We start from the raw sequence: 17,671 nt of genomic DNA, 5'->3' as shown, positions 1-17,671 counted from the left end.
CCGCTGCAAGCACACAGGCTCCAGCGGAGGCACCCCACCGCGAGCGAGTACTCAGAGCACTCACTGTTATCAATTAGGAAGAGGATTTAACCTGTGCCGCTACTTCCGCAGCGAAGTCCACCTCTTCTTTCTCGATACCTTCGCCCACTTCAAAGCGCACGAAAGAAATTACGTCGGCACCAGCATCTTTAACCAGCTTGCCAATACTTACATCTGGGTTCTTAACGAAAGGCTGCTCCACCAAGCTGTTCTCTTTCAGGAACTTCTTGATACGACCGCCCATCATCTTCTCAACGATTTCATCCGGCTTGCCTTCCATATCTGGCTGTGCCTTGATGATCTCTTTCTCTTTTTCCAGGACGTCAGCAGGCATATCTTCGGGCTTGTTCACCTGAGGGTTTACAGCGGTTACGTGCATAGCAACGTCTTTCGCCAGCTCAACCTCACCCGCGCTCAGGGCTACCAGAGCCGCGATACGATCATTGGAGTGCACATAGGCACCTACAACCGGAGCTTCAACCAGCTCTATACGGCGAACACCGATGTTCTCACCAATTTTCTGAACCAATGCTTCGCGGGCAGCTTCCAGTTCGCCTTCCATCAGTGCGGCCACGTCCTGTTGACGCTCTGCGAATGCCTTATCAACAACCTTGGCAACAAAAGCCTGGAAGTTATCGTCGCGAGCAACAAAGTCGGTCTCGGAGTTCACTTCAACCAATACACCGTAGCTACCATCTTCGGCGACTTTTGCAGCAACAACGCCGTCTGCAGCGGTGCGACCCGCTTTCTTGGCAGCCTTCAGGCCGGAGGCTTTGCGCAGGTCTTCGATCGCTTTTTCGATATCGCCGTCCGCTTCGGTGAGTGCTTTCTTACACTCCATCATCGGCAGGCCGGTACGCTCGCGCAGTTCTTTTACCATTGACGCGGTAATCGCCATGATTCTTTCCTCGGGGTTCTGTCACTTAAAATTAGAAAAAAGGGGCCGTAATTCGGGCCCCTTTTTAAGTTCGTAATGTAACGCTACTCCGCTACACCACTTCGCCCTGCAAATTACTCTGCAGCAGCTTCGTCATCGCTAGCTTCGACGTACTCGTCTTTGTTCACCGCGCTGCCAGCTTCCGCTGCACCAGCGAGAACTGCGTCGGCCACAACAGTGGTGTACAGCTTGATTGCACGGATAGCGTCGTCGTTACCGGGAATCACGTAGTCAACACCAGCGGGATCACTGTTGGTATCAACAACGCCGATTACCGGGATACCCAGCTTGTTGGCTTCCTGGATGGCGATGCGCTCGTGTTCAACGTCGATTACGAAGATCGCGTCAGGCAGGCCGCCCATGTCCTTGATACCACCAATGGAGCGGTCGAGCTTCTCCATCATGCGGGTGCGCATCAGAGCTTCTTTCTTGGTCAGCTTCTCGAAAGTACCATCCTGAGACTGAACTTCCAGCTCGCGGAAACGCTTGATGGACGCGCGGATGGTTTTGTAGTTGGTGAGCATACCACCCAGCCAGCGGTTGCTGACGAAAGGCTGGCCACAGCGCTCGGCCTGCTCTTTGATAGATTTCTGAGCGGCGCGCTTGGTGCCTACGAACAGAATCTTTTTCTTTTGAGCGGCCATCCCCTTGACCACCTGCAGGGCTTCATTGAAAGCCGGTACAGTGTGCTCCAGGTTGATGATGTGAATCTTGTTGCGGGCACCAAAGATGTATTGACCCATCTTCGGGTTCCAGTAGCGGGTCTGGTGGCCAAAGTGAACACCAGCCTGCAGCATATCGCGCATGCTTACTTGCGGCATAATAAACCTCTAAATATACGGGTTAATCCTCCACACATCCCATGCGTCAACCCCTTTCGAGGCACCCAGACTCATGTGTCGATGCGTGTGCGGCATTTCTGCCCCGGAAGCACCCCGGAGCGGCGCGCTTTATACCACAACCTCGCGGCCGAGTGAAGAACGGGAATAAATATGGTGTGAATGCCTGCGCCTACCCATGGGTTCCTTCAGTCGTCAGTCGTATCCTTTAGTTAGTAGTTAGCGAAACTTTCTGGCGCTATGCCCCGCCACTGCCAATCCGCTACAATGCCCGCCTTCACAGATAGACTTAAGGACACGCATGACCTCAGCCATAAAGACGCCGGAACAAATTGCCAAAATGCGCACCGCGGGCCGCCTCGCCGCAGAGGTCCTGGAGATGATTGGCGAGTATGTGGTCCCTGGTGTCACTACGGAAGAACTGGACCGCCGCTGTCATGACCATATCGTCAATGTGCAGAAGGCCATACCCGCCTGCCTAGGCTATCGGGGTTTCCCGAAGTCCATTTGCACCTCGGTCAATGAAGTGGTCTGCCACGGAATTCCCTCTGAGAGCAAAGTGCTCAAGAAGGGCGACATCATCAATATCGATGTCACCGTGATCAAAGACGGCTGGTACGGCGACACCAGCAAGATGTTCTTCGTCGGCAAGCCGATTGCACACGCCGAGCGACTAGTGCGGGTCACCCAAGAGTGCCTGTACAAAGCCATTGAGATAGTACGCCCGGGCACCAGCCTTGGTGATATCGGCCATGTAATCCAGCAGCACGCCGAGAAGAACTACTACTCTGTGGTGCGCGACTTCTGCGGCCACGGTATCGGCGATGTCTTCCATGAGGAACCCCAGGTACTGCACTACGGCCAGCCCGGAACCGGCGAGATTCTGCAGGAGGGCATGACCTTTACCATTGAACCGATGATCAATGCCGGCAAGGCTGCCACTCGAGTTCTCGGCGACGGCTGGACCGCAGTCACCAAGGACCGCCGCCTATCGGCGCAGTGGGAACACACCATGGTGGTCACCAGCAGCGGTGTTGAGGTACTGACCGCGCGCAGTGAGGAAAAATTTTAAACACAAGCTCCTCCCTGCTCCTAAAAAAAGATGCACATCCCCGCCGCGTACGGCGGGGTACAGCCAAACGGACCTTAGTCATGCAGCCGGCCAACACGCCCTACTTTGAGCGCCCCCTGTTTTTCTTCGACCAAGCCCGCTTTCGCCGCGACCTCGCCGCCCGTGAAAAACCGCCCTTGCAGATATTCAAGAATGCGATAGGTGCAGCCGAGCACCAGATGGCTGAGCGTTTTCGCGAGGGCGAAGATGTGAGCACCCTGGTGCACGAGCGCGCGCTCTTTGTCGACTGCCTGCTGCACTATGCCTGGCATCAGTACCACTGGAAAACGGGCACCAGCTTAATGGCCGTAGGCGGTTATGGCCGAGGGGAGCTACACCCCCATTCCGATATCGATCTACTGATCCTCACCGAGGATCGCGCAGATGAAGAAACCATCGATAGTATTGAGCGTTTCATCACTTTCCTCTGGGATCTGGGCCTGGAAATCGGTCACTCGGTGCGAAGTGTAGAGGAGTGCTTGGCACTGGCCGCCGAGGATATCACCATAATCACCAACCTCACCGAGTCCCGCACAGTGGTGGGTGATAGCAAACCTGGAGAACGGCTGGTGGCTGGCATGGAGGGCGGCAAGCTCTGGCCTATCGAGGACTTTTTCAACGCCAAACTGGCCGAGCAAGATGAGCGTCACAATCGCCAGCAAGCCGCAGAGTATATCCTCGAACCCAATATTAAAAACGCTCCCGGCGGGCTGCGCGACATCCAGACCATCGCCTGGGTCGCAAAGTATTTTTTTCGGGTGCGCACGCTCAGACAACTGCAGGGCAAGGCCTTTTTCACCGAGGAGGAATTCGCCATCCTCCAGTCCGGCGAAAGCTTTCTTTGGCGAGTTCGCTATGGCCTGCACCTGCTCGCCGGACGTGCCGAGGAGCGACTGCTGTTCGACTACCAAAGGGAGCTGGCCAAACAGTTTGGCTATGAGGACAGCGATACCCAGCTGGCAGTTGAGCAGTTTATGCACAACTACTACCGCATCGTAATGGCCCTACGCGAACTCAACGATGTACTGCTGCAATATTTGGGCGAGGCAATACAGCAGGGGGGCGAGCAGGCTGCCGCCCCCATCAACGAACGCTTCCAGCTGCGCGGTGGCGCCATTGAGGCCACCTACCCACAGGTGTTCAATCAGCACCCCCCAGCACTGTTGGAGATTTTTGTGCTGATGGCCAGGCACCCGCAGATCACACGGGTGCGCGCTTCAACCATCCGCCTGATCCGCGAGCACCGCCACCTGATCGACGAGCACTTCCGCGCGGACCCCGCCAACAGCGAGCTGTTTATGGAGCTGCTGCGCTCTGCGCGCGGGCTCTCCACACAGCTGTCGCGCATGACCCGCTACGGCATTCTCGGGCGCTACCTGCCAGAGTTCGGCCGCGTCACCGGGCAGATGCAGCACGACCTATTCCACATCTACACCGTTGATGCCCACACACTCCAGGTGGTGCGCAATATGCGCAGCTTTCGCGGCCCCGAGGCGCGGGAGAAATTCCCCATCGCCGCGGAGATTCTCGAGCGTTTGCGCCAGCCGGAACTGCTGTATATCGCCGGCCTCTACCACGATATCGCCAAGGGGCGCGGCGGTGATCACTCTAAGCTGGGCGTGGTGGACGCCGCCGAGTTCTGCGAACGCCACCATCTGTCGGCGCGCGACCGCCGCCTGGTTTGCTGGCTGGTGGAAAAGCACCTGTTAATGAGTCAGGTATCGCAGAAACAGGACATCAGTGACCCGGAAGTGGTGCACGCCTTCGCCCGCGAGGTGGGCGACCGCGAGCACTTGGACTACCTCTATGCCCTGACCGTGGCGGATATCAACGCCACTAACCCAGAGCTTTGGAACAGCTGGCGCGCCAGCCTGATGCGCCAGCTCTACCAAGCCACCCAGCACGCCCTGCGCCGCGGCCTGGAGAACCCTATAGACCGCGAGGAAATTATCGAGGAAACCCGCAGCCTGGCACTGGAAAAACTGTGCGCCCTCGGACTGCCGGAGGCCTCCATGGAAAATATTTGGGCACAAATGGGCGACGATTATTTTGTGCGCGAAAGCGCCGACAACATCGTCTGGCACACCGCGGCCATTCACGAGCTGCACAGCAACAGCCCGCTAATGCCAAGCGACACCCTGGTGCTGACACGCAACTCGGGCCCCGGCGAGCACGACGGCGCCACTCAGGTCTTTGTCTACACCCCCGATCGTGCCAATGTATTCGCCGCCGTAGTCACCGGGCTCGATATGCTCAACTTGAATGTGCACGATGCGCGCCTGTACAGCTCGGCCTCCGGCTACACCCTGGATACTTTTTACGTGCTGGACGAATATGGCCAACCCCTGCTCGACGAGCCCCAGCGCCTGCAACAAATTCGCGAGACATTGCAAAAAGAACTGGCATTAGTGGAGGATTACTCCAAGGTGATTCAACGGCGCACCCCGCGGCGCTTGAAGATGTTTTCGATGGAGAGCCGCGCGCACCTGTCTACCGAGACGGGTGACCAGTACAGCACGTTGGAGATCACCAGCGCCGACAGGCCTGGCCTGCTCGCCCTGATTGCGCGCACTTTTGTCACCCATGACCTGCGCCTGCACAACGCCAAGATTTCCACTCTTGGGGAGCGCGTGGAGGATATTTTCCATATTACCGACGCCGAGGGGCGCACGCTTTGCAACGCCGAGACCAATCGCGAACTTGAACAGGCCATTTGCCGGGAGCTGGACTACCACACTGCGCCGCAATAACACCAATGACGATCGGATAAGAACGCCATGAATCCAAACCTGGACAAGCTGCAGCCCTACCCTTTCTCCAAGTTACAGGCGCTGAAAGCAGACCTGCAGCCGGCGGGCAAACCCCATATCGCCCTCTCTATCGGAGAACCCAAGCACACACCGCCTGAATTTGTGCAGAGCGAGCTGGTCGCGCACCTGGACAAAATCGCCGCCTACCCCCTCACCAAGGGCCTTGAGCCACTGCGCCAGGCGATTGCCGACTGGCTGTGCGCCCGCTTTCAGCTCGCGCAGGTCTGCGCCGACACCCAGGTGCTGCCGGTAAACGGCACCCGCGAGGCGTTGTTCGCCTTTGCTCAGGCCATGGTCTCGCGGGGCAGCAAAGTGCTGATGCCCAACCCCTTCTACCAGATTTACGAGGGGGCGGCCCTGCTCGCCGGCGCTGAACCGCACTTTATCAACTGCCTCGCTGGCAATCGCTTCAAGCCGGATTTCAGCTCGATACCCGAATCGGTGTGGCGCCAGTGTGAATTACTATATCTCTGCTCACCGGGCAACCCCACCGGCGCCCTGCTGGAGATCGACGACCTGCAAACGCTCATCGAGCTGGCAGACCGCTACGACTTCACCATCGCCTCGGATGAGTGCTACTCGGAACTCTACTTCGACGAGGGCGCACCGCCGGCCGGACTGCTGCAAGCCTGCGAGCAAATGGGCCGCGATGACTATCGCCGCTGCGTGGTTTTTCACAGCCTGTCGAAGCGCTCCAACTTGGCCGGGCTGCGCTCCGGCTTTGTCGCAGGCGACGCTCAGCTGCTGGAGAAATTCCTGCTCTATCGCACCTACCACGGCTGCGCCATGCCGCTACCCAACCAGTACGCCTCCATCGCCGCCTGGCAGGATGAAGAACACGTGCGCGAGAATCGCGCACTCTACCGACAGAAGTTCGACACAGTGCTGGATATTCTCGACGGCTGCCTCGATGTACAAAAACCGCAAGCCAGCTTTTACCTGTGGCCACGTGTCGACGACGGTGAGAAGTTCGCCCGCGAGCTGTATCGCCAGCAAAATATTACGGTTTTACCTGGCTCCTTCCTCGCCCGCGAGAACGAAGGTATAAACCCGGGCAGTGAATATGTGCGCATGGCCCTGGTGGCCACACTGGAGGAGTGCGTGGAGGCGGCGGAGCGCATCAAAGAATTTTGCCGGCAGAACTAACAGCCGAACTAACCCTACAGAAACTGTAACCCAGGAGCCCACACCCAGGCACAAACGAGAATGGCAGTAAAAAACTTACTCAAACAAGAGCGCGTGGATTTTATTTTGCAGCGCCTGGAAGAACTCTATCCGCAGACCCCAATTCCGCTCAACCACAAAGACCCCTACACGCTGCTGGTAGCCGTACTGCTCTCGGCACAGTGTACCGATGAGCGCGTCAACCAGGTCACCCCTGCCCTCTGGCAGTTGGCCGACAACCCCGAGGATATGGCATTGGTACCCGTGGAGGATATCCAGGCAGTTATCCGTCCCTGTGGATTGTCACCGCAGAAATCCAAAGCCATCAGCAAACTTTCACAAATTCTCGTCAACGAATACCACAGCAAAGTACCGGAAAATATGGCTGCACTGGAAACCCTGCCCGGTGTCGGCCACAAGACCGCCAGCGTGGTGATGTCCCAGGCATTCGGCCACCCGGCCTTCCCGGTGGACACTCATATTCACCGCCTGGCGCAGCGCTGGGGACTTACCACCGGTAAAAATGTCACCCAGACCGAGAAAGACCTCAAAAGGCTGTTCCCCAGAGAAAAGTGGAATAAATTGCACCTGCAGATTATTTTCTATGGCCGCGAGTACTGCTCCGCGCGCGGCTGCGACGGCACTGTCTGCGAAATCTGCACCACCTGCTACCCCAACCGAAAAAACCCCAAAAAAACCAAAAAGGCGTAACTGTGATTACTCTGTACGGCATTAAAAACTGCGACACCGTAAAAAAAGCCCGCAAGTGGCTGGAAAAGAATGGGGTCGACTATCAATTTCACGATTTCCGTGAAGACGGTATGGACGATGTGCCCCTAAAAGCCTGGCTGGATGAATTTGGCTGGCAGGAAGTACTGAATCGTCGCTCCACCAGTTGGCGCGCCCTGAGCGAAACACAGAAAAATACAATGGATAACGACAGCGCTTTTACCTTTGCCAGCGAGACCCCGACCCTGATCAAACGCCCGGTGACCACTTCAGGCGGTGTTACTCGCTTTGGTTTTAAAGAGCAAGAATTCGCCGCGCTAGTCGGCCAACCCAACTAGGAGAAAAATATGAGCGATATTTACAGCATTGGATTTGGCGTTGGCACCTGTAATAGTAAGGGCGACTGGCTGGAAGTCTTCTACCCAAAACCGCTGTTCAAACCCAATGCAGAAATAGCCAAAGCCGTGATTGAGACTCTGCATATCGACAGCGGCAACCACAGCCTACCCCTCGACGCGACCCTGCTGCACAGCCTTACAGAAAAACTGCACAGCGCCGGGGCGGGTGAGCAGGCAGAGATCCTGCAGCAGTTCGCCAACAGTCACCGACCACTGGTAGTGGTTGTACTTTCTAGCGACGAGGCACCGCAAACAGTACCGGAAGCCTATTTAAAGCTGCATCTGCTCTCCCACCGCTTAGTGAAACCCCACGAAACCAATCTCGAAGGTATCTTCGGCAAACTGGTCAATGTGGCCTGGACCAATCTGGGCGCTATCGATCTGGAGGAACTGCCACAGCGCCAACTGGAAGCGCGCCTAAACGGAGAGCACCTGGAAGTTGCCTGTGTCGACAAATTTCCCAAGATGACCAACTATGTGGTACCCACGGGCGTGCGCATCGCCCACACCGCACGCGTGCGCCTCGGCGCCTATCTCGGCGAGGGCACCACCATCATGCACGAAGGGTTCGTCAACTTTAACGCGGGCACCGAGGGCCCGGGAATGATCGAGGGCCGTATCTCTGCGGGCGTATTTGTCGGCGCCGGCTCCGACCTGGGCGGCAGCAGCTCCACCATGGGCACGCTCTCTGGCGGCGGAAACATAGTGATTTCCGTGGGCGATAACTGCTTGCTGGGTGCCAACGCCGGTATCGGCATTCCCTTGGGGGACCGTTGCACCGTGGAAGCCGGCCTCTATATCACCGCCGGGACCAAAGTAGCCCTACTGGACGACAGCGGCAAACTGGTCGAGTACATCAAAGCACGTGAATTAGCCGGAAAATCCGATCTACTTTTCCGCAGAAACTCCACCAACGGTGCCGTTGAATGCCTGACCAATAAGAGTGCCATTGAGTTGAATGCAGCACTGCACAGCAATTAAAACCTGACCCTGCGGGGCCCCGGCCCCGCCCGCTCTCCACCTGCATAAATTCCGATAACAGCGCACCTGACCAACTAAAAGGATTATTCCGTGACGCCCACACTGCAACTGGCCTTTGACCTCATCCGCCGACGCTCCGTAACCCCAGAAGATGCGGGCTGTATGAACCAGATGATTGAGCGACTGGAAAAAATCGGGTTTAAGGTGACGAAGCTGCGCCGTGGCGATACCGATAATTTTTGGGCGGTGCGCAACGGGCAAAGCGAAGGCCCTCTGCTCGCCTTCGCCGGTCACACCGACGTCGTGCCGAGCGGGCCGGAGGAAAACTGGAGTAGCCCGCCCTTCGAACCTGAAATCCGCGAAGGCTTTTTATATGGCCGTGGCGCGGCTGATATGAAAGGCTCCCTCGCCGCAATGGTGGTGGCCTGCGAAGAGTTTATCCACCAGTTCCCTGATCACAGTGGTCGTATCGCCTTTTTGATCACCAGTGACGAGGAGGGGCCGGCGACCAACGGCACAGTCAAGGTCGTTGAATGGCTCGAGGAGCAGGGCGAAAAAATAGATTGCTGTATTGTGGGTGAACCCTCCAGCAGCGAGCGCGTCGGCGATATTATTAAAAACGGAAGACGCGGCTCCCTGGGCCTTGAGTTAAAAATCTTTGGTGTGCAGGGACATGTAGCCTATCCACACCTGGCAGAAAACCCAATTCACAATTTGGCTCCAGCACTTGCTGAACTAGCCGCAGAAGAGTGGGATCGGGGTAACCAATTTTTCCCTGCCACCAGCTTCCAGGTATCCAATATCAACGGAGGCACCGGGGCAACCAATGTGATTCCCGGTCAAGTGGATCTGCTCTGTAACTGGCGTTTTTCTACGGAATCCACCGCCGAAGAACTGGAGGCCCGCGCCCGCGCAATCCTGGATAAGCACAAACTAAAATATGAGGCGAACTTTAATTTGTCCGGGCACCCCTTCCTCACAGCCGAGGGGCCACTGGTGCACGCTGTCGAGCAAGCAATCAAAAAAATCGCCGGGAAGGAAACGATACTGTCGACTGCCGGGGGCACTTCCGACGGCCGCTTTATCGCTCCAACAGGAGCACAAGTCGTGGAGCTGGGACCGGTCAATGCCACTATTCACAAGGTTGATGAGAGAGTCGAAGCTGACCATTTGGATGTACTGAAGGATATCTACCGGGAAGTTCTTAGAGAGCTGCTAAGCTAAATTTACAGCCCCGCAAGATAATCAGCAACCACCCGCATAGCGGGTGGTATGGTGAAAGCCCCCAGAGGGGGCTATTTACAACCCCGCCAGTTGCATCTGCTCTTGCCGGCGTTCTTCAACCTCTTGATTCTTGATGTACTCTCGAATCATCTGCTCATCAAGACCTACTGTACTCACGCAGTAGCCACGAGCCCAAAAATGTCTTCCTGTGAAATTTCTCTGCACATGCTTGTACTTCCGAAATATCTGGATCGCAGATTTCCCTTTCAGAAACTCAACCGTATTGGAAACACTTAACCTTGGAGGAATCATTAACAACATATGAATGTGATCCCTCATTGCGTATCCCTCGACCAACTCAATGCCTTTTTGACGACATAAGTCTCGGAATATTGCTCCAATCTCACGTCTCAATGCCCCAAATAACGCTTTCTTTCTATACTTGGGCACAAATACCACATGGTACCTGCAATAATGTTTCACGTGAGCTTGGCACTGCCAATCTCGCATATGGCCTCCTTAAAGAACTTGCCGGTTCATGGAGGCCATATTTTCACTCTGCACGCCGGAACGGCAGAGCCTTGTCAAGTCTCACCGCCTGAGGCGGTGGTTTACCTATTTGTTAATTATTTAATAATTACACGGACTGTCCCGCTAAATACACGGATCGGCTTATTGGCCACCTGCGCAATTATCTCTGCGGTATTCTCCCCCCGATAACAAAAAGGGAGGAGCCCGCAGATCATGAATAGGCTATTTAAAATTGCCGCGGCGATGTTGATCGCCAGCCCCGCGCTAGCCGATGAACAAACGCCCAACTTCAGCTACGAGGATGTATTCAACCTAGAGTACGCCAGCGATCCACAGTTCAGCAGCGACGGAAAAGATATTTACTACGTTCGCAATTCCATGAATAAGATGGCGGACAATAAACGGGCAAACCTCTGGCGCATCAGTGCCGATGGTAAGGATCACCGCCCACTAACCTCTGGTGATGACTCAAACTATTCGCCGCGCCTATCTCCGGACGGAAAGACAATCGCATTTGTCAGCACTCGCAGTGGTAGCCCGCAGATTCACCTGCTGTGGCTCGATAACGGCCAAAACTTGCAGATCTCACACCTGCCCAAGTCCCCTTCGAATATTCAGTGGTCACGGGACGGCCAACAAATTGCCTTTACCATGTTTGTACCGGAGAGCAAACCATTACCGATTGAACTTCCCGGCGCTCCTGAGGGTGCCGAGTGGGCGAAACCTCCCCAGTTTATCGACAGCAATATTTATCGCGCAGACGGTATGGGCTATCTCAAACAGGGACACACCCAGGTCTTTGTGATATCCCGCGAAGGCGGCACCCCCCGCCAGCTCACTAGCGGCGAGTATGACCACAGCAGCAACCTCGCCTGGAGCAAGAACAACGATGCTATTTATTTTTCCGCGAACCGTCACCCCGATCATGAGATCGAGCTGATGAACTCGGAAATTTACAAAGTAAACCTCGAGGGTGGCGACATTGAACAAGTCACCGATCGCTTTGGTCCAGATCACCATCCACAGATTTCTCCCGACGGTAAGCAACTCGCTTATTTGGGTTTTGAAGATCAGCGACTCGGATACCAACAGCACCTACTACGTATTATCGACCTTGACAGCGGCAAGTCCCGCAAAGTGCAAACCACCAAAGACCGCAGTATCTCCAGTTTTCACTGGCTCGGCGATAGCAAGCGTATCGCCTACAGCTATGACGATCACGGTTCCACTAAAATTGCCATTAAGAAAATCGGCGGTAGTGAAGCCTTGGTAGCCAGCGATGCCGGCGGCCTGTCACTGGGACGCCCCTACTCCGGTACAAACTTTGCCACATCCAAGCGCGGGGACATTGCCTACACACAAACCAGCCCGCTGCACCCGGCAGAGCTGGCTTTGGTCCACAATGGCAAAGTAAAAACGCTGACCCACCTCAACAACGACTTGATGCCGCTACGTAAAATGGCCCAGGTGGAGGAAATCAACTTCAGATCCAGCTTTGACAGCCGCAATTTACAGGGTTGGGTCGCCTACCCGCCCGACTTCGACCCAAAGAAAAAATATCCCCTATTATTGGAAATTCATGGAGGCCCCTTCGCCAACTATGGCCCCCGGTTCGCCGCCGAATTACAGCTTTTTGCCGCCGCCGGCTATGTGGTTCTCTACACCAACCCACGGGGCTCTACCAGCTACGGGCATGAATTTGCCAACCTGATTCACCACAACTACCCGAGCCAGGACTACGATGACCTGATGAGCGGCGTCGATGCGGTCATTGACCAGGGATATATCGACGAAGAGCAGCTGTTTGTTACCGGTGGCAGTGGGGGTGGCACCCTGACGGCCTGGATCATCGGTAAAACCAATCGATTCCGCGCGGCAGTAGTTGCCAAGCCAGTTATCAACTGGGAAAGCTTTGTCCTGACTGCAGATTACTCCAGTTTCTTTACCAAATACTGGTTCTCAGGCATGCCCTGGGAAAAACCGGAGGAATATCGCCGCCGCTCTCCTCTAACTTATGTGGGCAATGTTACCACGCCGACAATGCTACTGACCGGCGAAGAGGACTATCGGACCCCTATATCTGAAACAGAGCAGTTCTACCAAGCCTTAAAATTGAATAATGTGGAAGCGGCAATGGTACGAATTCCCGGCGCCTCTCACAGTATCGCCGCGAGGCCCAGCCAGATGATTGCGAAAGTGGCATCTATTCTTTATTGGTTTGAGCAACATAAACCAGATAGAGAGAGTGAGGATTTGGTAAGTAAATAATTCTATTATCCTGACTTTTTAGCGAAGGCGGCGCCTCATGGGCCCGCCTCAGCCATTTTATTTGCCTCCCTTGTCGCTCATAATTATAAGTCTCGTGACAAGGATCCTTTTAATGCGCAAGTTGTTATTTATTCTTTTCCTGTGGCCCGCCTTTGCAATTTGCGAGCAAGTTGCCCTATCCGACTTGGTACGTCACGCAGATATTCAGGAAATTAAAATCTCTCCCACCGGCAGCCATTTAGCTGTTAAAAAATTATATGAAGGGGAGCGGATGCTTGTTTTTATGTCCATTAACCCTCTTAAGATCACAGGCACACTCCGATTTCGCGGCAAGGAAGAGGTCGGCGATTTTTTCTGGGCTAATAATGAACGAGTTGTGGCTGAAGTCATGTCACGCAAGGCCGCATTGGAAGCACCCGTTTTTTATGGTTCTCTATTTGCCATTAACTACGACGGGACCAAAGGCAAGAATATTTTTGGACACCTGGCTGGAGAGAGGCAAGTGGGGTCTCGTTTTAAAAAAGCTGAGACCACCTACGCCCATGCCACCTTAATAGATCCTCTCCTAGACAGAGAGAAAGAAATCTTAGTCTCTACACACCCCTGGGCAAATAACCAAGAGTCTATTGGCGAAGTTTTGAGACTCAATATATACAACGGAGTCAAAAAACGTATATCCCGACTTCCTCAGGCCTGGGGGCGTGCGTATACAGACCAAAATGGAAACCTTCTATTTGCCAACGGCACCACTGAAGAAGGAATTAGCCAGCTATTTTTTAGGTCAAAACAAGGGTGGGAAAGAGTCGGCAACCCCCTACTGGATACCGCGACACCAATTGGTTTTGATAGCGAGACAGGTGAGTCATATTTATCCCTTACCGAGGAGAATCAAACTGAAAAGTTCATCAGGTTAAAGCCGGGCTCAAACAAATATTCTGTTATCTATCAGCATAAAATTTCCGATATACACGGCGTGATCCGTGCCCCTGGCAGCTATAAGCCGCTTGGCATCTATTTGCACCCCGACTATCCACAGGAGAAATTCTTCAGCGAAGACGAAGGGTTTGCGGCTTTTTTCCGAGGACTCAAAAAAGTTTTTGATGGATACCATATTTTTTTCACAAGTTTTACCTCCGACGGTACTCTGGGAATACTTGAGGTGCAGGGCGACCGCCTGCCCAGCGATTATTTCCTGGTGAATATGAAATCCAAAAGTGTAGATTTTCTTATCTCATCCGCGAACTGGCTAAATCCCAAACAACTAAATCCTATGATGGCTGATGCCTTCACTACCGAAGACGGTTTACGGGTCGGGGTATATCTCACATTCCCGAAGGGCTCCAAGAAAAACCACCCCATGGTGGTTCTACCCCACGGCGGCCCTCATGCCCGCGATTACTGGGGTTACAACCAAGAAGCGCAGATACTTTCACAAAACGGATATTTGGTACTGCAAGTTAACTTCCGCGGCTCTACAGGTTACGGCGATGCGTTTTATACCGCCGGAGAACGCGAGTGGGGAGGGAAGATCCAAAAAGATATCGCCGATGCAGTTAATTGGGCAGTAGAAAAAGGCTACGCAGATCCTGAGCGTGTTTGTATTTACGGCGCAAGCTTCGGTGGTTACTCCGCTTTAATGAACCCAATCAGATATCCGGATCTGTACAAATGCGCCATTGGTTATGCTGGTGTGTATGACCTGGAGATGATGTACACCAAGGGAGACATTAAACGTCGTGACCGGGGTATTGCCTATCTGAGAAGGGAACTCAGTAAAGACGAAAATTTTCTCAGGGATAACTCCCCCATACACAATACGGACAAGCTCAACATCCCCTTGTTTATTATTCACGGTGAGAAAGATGAGCGAGTGCCCGTTGAACATGCCGAAGAGCTATTGGAAAAACTTGAGAAAGAAGGGAAACCAGCAAGAAGCCTTATTGTTGCCAATGAAGGGCACGGATTTTATAGCGAGGACAACAATATGAAGCTTTATACCGAACTGTTAGCCTTCCTTGATGAGCATATTGGCGTCGGATCAGTAGAAAAACAGCCGGCTGTGAAACAGTAACAAATTAACATCAGTCTTTTCGGCACCAATCGGTAACTCGACTGGTGCCGCCAACTCACAACCGAATGACAACGCCGTTAGTGGAGGTGCCCCGAAGCCTGGGAGGGGTCCTCGACTGGACTTACCTGCTCCTCTAAGCCATGAGACAGCACAAAATAATAAATTACCTGCAATTGCCCGTGTATTTCTGTCATCAGGTCGAAGTTATATTCCCCTCTTTCTCCTGGGCCCACTTGTACAGAAGCAATATGTGATGGCTCAATAAAAAATTCCGCTACCGGGCGTTTGCCACGCATCACTTGCACCAGCAGTGTGCGAGTATCTTCCTCAGCAAAGCGCCAATAATAGTCATCATCATCGTAAACGACGCTTTCCGGGGTGCCGGCCCGGAGAATGCAATTGGGGTGTTCGGTCAGCCAGGGCCAAAACTCTTTGAAGGGGATGGTCTGCTGCATGAAGCTTTAATCATCCAGCTCGACAACGCTGGCAACCCCACCTTCGAGAGCAAGCTCATCGGCAATCTGCTTGCACCAGAGGTTGAGGCGCTCGGCAGTCAGCTCTTCCTGCTGGTCTTCATCAATAGCCAGGCCCATAAATTTGCCCTCGCCTTTAATTTCCGCCTTGGAAGCCTCAAATTCATAGCCAGCGGTGGACCACAAGCCGACAATCGTCGCCCCTCGCTCGACAATCACATCGTGCAACATGCCCATCGCGTCCAGGAAGTAATCGCCGTAACCAAACTGATCGCCCAGACCAAACAGGGCCACCGTCTTGCCACTGAAGTCTATTTCCTGCACATCCTCCCAGAACTCTTCCCAATCAGATTGAATCTGACCGAAGTCCCAGGTAGGAATACCGAAAATCAGCTGCTCGTAATTGGCAATGTCCAATTGGGTAACATCGGCGATATCAAACAGGTCCACTCGCTCCTCACCCAGTCGGGCGCGAATACGCAGGGCTACAGATTCGGTATTGCCTTCGTCGCTGCCATAAAACAAGCCGATTTTGCTCACAGTCATTCCTCTTCGCCCAAACCGGGCCACACTTGATACCTATTGGCGGGGCGGCGTATTCTCCCAGCAAAGACGGGGCACGGCAAGCTGACCAGGGTGGCGTCCGGGAACAAAAAAGCCCCCGTAACGGGGGCAAAGGGTTATGAACCGACCGGGCCTCTGGGGAAGGGTGCGCCCGGCGGATCGCACAAGGAGTCTGCGATTCGGGGGGAGATCAACTTTCTGTGGTGCGGCGCTCGAGGCGCTCCTCGCGCCACTTCATACGGTGCTCTTTGCGCTGCTCTTTCAATTCTTCATATTTTGCTTTTTGCTCATCGGTGAGAATCGCCTCGAACTGTTGGCGCATTTGGAAGTGGTTTTGCATTTTTTGCATTTCCAATTTACCCAGTTCTGCACCGAGTTGATCCAGGGTGGCCTGGTCTGCGCCATTCTCCAAAGCGGTATGAATTTGCTGGCGCAGCTCTTGTAACTGCTGACGCTGGGCATTCCTACTTTCGCTGTTACTATCTCTGTTAGCCTTTAATTGCGCTCTCTGGCCCTCGGTCAGATCCAACTTGCGGGCCATGTGCTCAAATCCGCGTTTGTGATGGCCTTCCTCTCCACCAAACGCCATAGTAGCTGCAGGGGCCGCCATTACTCCGGCCAGAGCCAGGCTACTCAGCACTAGTTTCCAGTTTCTCATCACTCCGTCCTCACGTTTGTATTCAGTGATTTCATAGTAAGTCGGGCCTGTGTAAACAGGGGCAAACTGCGGTAAACATTTGTTAAGAACGGTAAAAAGCCCAATAGTCGGCGATAACTAGCGCCAGTGCTTTGCATATAATGGCCCCACAGCCATTGAGAGAACGCCATGAGCCGCATCCTTCTAATCGACGATGACACAGAATTAACTGACCTGCTGAGGGAGTACCTCACCGGGGAGGGCTTCGATGTAACCGCTGCCAATGATGGTGGTCGCGGACTGGAATTAGCCCAGAGCCAGCACTTTGATGCGCTGGTATTAGACGTGATGCTGCCGGTGCACAACGGGTTTGATGTACTGCGCAAGTTGCGGGAAGAGGCTTCCCCTACCAGCCGCTCCCTGCCGGTCATTATGCTGACCGCCAAAGGGGATACCGTGGATCGAATCGTGGGCCTGGAGATGGGTGCCGATGACTATCTACCCAAACCCTGTAATCCCCGTGAGCTGGCGGCGCGCCTGCGGGCTATCCTGCGTCGCGGTCGGGTCGACGTAGAGGACAATGACGACAGCCTCAGCAGCGGTCAATTGCGCCTGCTGCCAGCCGAGTACCAGGCCTATTGGGGCGACCAGGCCCTATCCCTGACCGGCGCCGAATTTTCCGTGCTCAAGGTACTGGTCCAAAGCGCCGGGGATGTGGTGAGCAAAGAGGTGCTCACCGAGAGTGCCCTGGGGCGCAAACTGATGCCCTACGACCGCTCCATCGATGTACACGTCAGCAACATTCGCAAGAAGCTCGCGGATAAAGGTGCCAGCCGCGATCTGATTATCAATATCCGCGGTGCCGGTTACATGCTCACCCAGGCCAAGCAGTAGG

16 protein-coding genes are annotated in these 17,671 nt (G+C 54.4%); 10 read left to right on the top strand and 6 right to left on the bottom strand.

Going from position 1 to position 17,671, the window contains the following annotated elements; translation table 11 throughout:
• Positions 1 to 73 precede the first annotated feature (73 nt).
• Together tsf and rpsB are read right to left on the bottom strand one after the other, a co-directional pair.
• Positions 74 to 937, bottom strand: coding sequence for a translation elongation factor Ts (gene tsf / locus LC073_RS16475; RefSeq protein ID WP_226648412.1), 864 nt, complete (start codon positions 935 to 937; stop codon positions 74 to 76).
• 113 nt (positions 938 to 1,050) lie between these two features.
• Positions 1,051 to 1,797: a 30S ribosomal protein S2 gene (gene rpsB / locus LC073_RS16470; protein WP_152452474.1), complete on the bottom strand. Its 747-nt coding sequence runs from the start codon at positions 1,795 to 1,797 to the stop codon at positions 1,051 to 1,053.
• Positions 1,798 to 2,116: 319 nt separating this feature from the next.
• Between rpsB and map the strand changes: the two genes are divergently transcribed.
• The 7 genes from map (at position 2,117) to dapE (ending at position 10,232) form a co-directional block, all read left to right on the top strand.
• Positions 2,117 to 2,887 carry a type I methionyl aminopeptidase gene (map, locus tag LC073_RS16465; protein ID WP_226648411.1) on the top strand — a complete coding sequence of 257 codons (771 nt, stop codon included), beginning with the start codon at positions 2,117 to 2,119 and terminating at the stop codon, positions 2,885 to 2,887.
• A gap of 80 nt (positions 2,888 to 2,967) precedes the next feature.
• Positions 2,968 to 5,676, top strand: a complete 2,709-nt coding sequence (locus LC073_RS16460) for a [protein-PII] uridylyltransferase (protein ID WP_226648410.1) — start codon at positions 2,968 to 2,970, stop codon at positions 5,674 to 5,676.
• A gap of 27 nt (positions 5,677 to 5,703) precedes the next feature.
• A complete protein-coding gene (dapC, locus tag LC073_RS16455) occupies positions 5,704 to 6,882 on the top strand; it encodes a succinyldiaminopimelate transaminase (protein ID WP_226648409.1) in 1,179 nt (392 codons plus the stop codon).
• A 60-nt stretch (positions 6,883 to 6,942) separates the two neighbouring features.
• Positions 6,943 to 7,611, top strand: a complete 669-nt coding sequence (gene nth / locus LC073_RS16450; RefSeq protein ID WP_226648408.1) for an endonuclease III — start codon at positions 6,943 to 6,945, stop codon at positions 7,609 to 7,611.
• Between the two features lie 2 nt (positions 7,612 to 7,613).
• On the top strand, positions 7,614 to 7,967 hold the full coding sequence (locus LC073_RS16445) for an ArsC family reductase (protein WP_226648407.1): 354 nt from the start codon (positions 7,614 to 7,616) through the stop codon (positions 7,965 to 7,967).
• A 9-nt stretch (positions 7,968 to 7,976) separates the two neighbouring features.
• Positions 7,977 to 9,008, top strand: coding sequence for a 2,3,4,5-tetrahydropyridine-2,6-dicarboxylate N-succinyltransferase (gene dapD / locus LC073_RS16440; RefSeq protein ID WP_226648406.1), 1,032 nt, complete (start codon positions 7,977 to 7,979; stop codon positions 9,006 to 9,008).
• Positions 9,009 to 9,098: 90 nt separating this feature from the next.
• Positions 9,099 to 10,232, top strand: a complete 1,134-nt coding sequence (gene dapE / locus LC073_RS16435; protein WP_226648405.1) for a succinyl-diaminopimelate desuccinylase — start codon at positions 9,099 to 9,101, stop codon at positions 10,230 to 10,232.
• 75 nt (positions 10,233 to 10,307) lie between these two features.
• Here dapE and tnpA read toward each other — a convergent pair whose 3' ends face one another.
• Positions 10,308 to 10,742, bottom strand: a complete 435-nt coding sequence (gene tnpA, locus LC073_RS16430; RefSeq protein WP_226648404.1) for an IS200/IS605 family transposase — start codon at positions 10,740 to 10,742, stop codon at positions 10,308 to 10,310.
• 234 nt (positions 10,743 to 10,976) lie between these two features.
• On the opposite strand from tnpA, the gene LC073_RS16425 reads away from it, so the two are divergent.
• Positions 10,977 to 13,031 (top strand): S9 family peptidase, encoded by a 2,055-nt coding sequence (locus LC073_RS16425; RefSeq protein ID WP_226648403.1) that lies wholly within the window; start codon positions 10,977 to 10,979, stop codon positions 13,029 to 13,031.
• A gap of 112 nt (positions 13,032 to 13,143) precedes the next feature.
• Complete coding sequence (locus tag LC073_RS16420) at positions 13,144 to 15,102, top strand: alpha/beta hydrolase family protein (protein WP_226648402.1); 1,959 nt, start codon at positions 13,144 to 13,146, stop codon at positions 15,100 to 15,102.
• Between the two features lie 77 nt (positions 15,103 to 15,179).
• On the opposite strand, the gene LC073_RS16415 is transcribed toward LC073_RS16420, so the two are convergent.
• From LC073_RS16415 to LC073_RS16405, 3 genes are all read right to left on the bottom strand, one after another.
• Positions 15,180 to 15,557, bottom strand: coding sequence for a hypothetical protein (locus tag LC073_RS16415; RefSeq protein ID WP_226648401.1), 378 nt, complete (start codon positions 15,555 to 15,557; stop codon positions 15,180 to 15,182).
• A gap of 6 nt (positions 15,558 to 15,563) precedes the next feature.
• A complete protein-coding gene (locus tag LC073_RS16410; RefSeq protein ID WP_226648452.1) occupies positions 15,564 to 16,115 on the bottom strand; it encodes a flavodoxin in 552 nt (183 codons plus the stop codon).
• A 214-nt stretch (positions 16,116 to 16,329) separates the two neighbouring features.
• Positions 16,330 to 16,797 carry a Spy/CpxP family protein refolding chaperone gene (locus LC073_RS16405; protein ID WP_226648400.1) on the bottom strand — a complete coding sequence of 156 codons (468 nt, stop codon included), beginning with the start codon at positions 16,795 to 16,797 and terminating at the stop codon, positions 16,330 to 16,332.
• Positions 16,798 to 16,965: 168 nt separating this feature from the next.
• Between LC073_RS16405 and LC073_RS16400 the strand changes: the two genes are divergently transcribed.
• Entirely contained in the window at positions 16,966 to 17,670 is a 705-nt protein-coding gene (locus tag LC073_RS16400; protein ID WP_226648399.1) for a response regulator transcription factor, read from the top strand.
• The last annotated feature ends 1 nt before the right edge of the window (position 17,671 follow it).

Origin of the sequence: Microbulbifer variabilis (assembly GCF_020524905.1) — a bacterium.
Taxonomy (GTDB): Bacteria; Pseudomonadota; Gammaproteobacteria; order Pseudomonadales; family Cellvibrionaceae; genus Microbulbifer; species Microbulbifer variabilis_A.
This window is presented reverse-complemented; position numbering and strand designations above follow the sequence as displayed.